This window comes from Pantoea sp. B9002 (assembly GCF_013385945.1).
Taxonomy (GTDB): domain Bacteria; phylum Pseudomonadota; class Gammaproteobacteria; order Enterobacterales; family Enterobacteriaceae; genus Pantoea.
Window position 1 is genome coordinate 1 of record NZ_JACAPA010000184.1, and the last position, 363, is coordinate 363.

A 363-nucleotide genomic window follows, 5' to 3' on the forward strand; every position below is an offset into this window, starting at 1 on the left:
GGCGATTGAGCGCCCAGTGCTCGGCGTTGGGAGGAAGCCACACGCCGTAGTGAGGCGGGACGATGAAGTGCTTGTCGGACAGCTTGACTTCCATGACGCCGATGAAAGAGTACACGAATTCGCCCCACGGATGTCGATGCAGCGGATAGGTGGCCGAGGCCGGTACCTGCGCTGACCGGAAATAGATCGGTGCCGGAATCTCGTGGGTAAACGGCGCAACAATCACGTCGATGGGCAGGCAGTGGTCATGATGACCGTGATCTGTGCCATCTGGGGACGTCAGCAAGTCGCGATCAAGGTCGCAGCCGCGGATGTGGCGCCAGTGCTGCAGATCGCCCTGCGCCCCGGCATCGCGGCGGTGAT

1 pseudogene is annotated in these 363 nt (G+C 62.3%); it reads right to left on the reverse strand.

The features are described 5' to 3' along the window. Positions 1-226 (reverse strand): annotated as a pseudogene (locus HX773_RS25760) (hypothetical protein); the annotation flags it as partial. Between the last annotated feature and the right edge of the window lie 137 nt (positions 227-363).